Annotated in this window: 1 protein-coding gene; it reads right to left on the reverse strand. The window is 66.2% G+C overall.

Features of this window, described 5'->3' with window-relative positions; genetic code table 11:
• The coding region (locus HU811_RS27875; protein WP_225248504.1) for an AMP-binding protein at nucleotides 1-379 on the reverse strand (379 nt) is incomplete at both ends.

Genomic DNA, 379 nt, shown 5'->3' on the forward strand with positions numbered 1-379 from the left:
GAGGTAGGCCGGGTCGCGATGCCCGTCCGGCCGGGCGACCACCAGGGTCGCGCCGGTGATCAACGGCCAGAAGAACTCCCACACCGACACGTCGAAGCTGTACGGGGTCTTTTGCAGAACGCGGTCGTTCGGGCCAATCGGGAAGGCGTCCTGCATCCAGTGCAGGCGGTTCATCAAGGCGCCGTGTTCGTTCATCACGCCTTTGGGTTGGCCGGTGGAACCGGAGGTGTAGAGCACGTAGGCCAGGTCGTGAGCTTCGACGCTGATCGGCTCGAACGCCTGTGCCTGGGGCAGGGCGTCGAGGGTCCAGGCCTGATGCTCGGCGGGCAGGCGCGACAGCCATTGCGCCTGGGTCAAGGTGACCTTGGCATCGGCGTCT

The sequence above is a fragment of the Pseudomonas tehranensis genome (genome assembly GCF_014268615.1).
Classification (GTDB): Bacteria; Pseudomonadota; Gammaproteobacteria; order Pseudomonadales; family Pseudomonadaceae; genus Aquipseudomonas; species Aquipseudomonas tehranensis.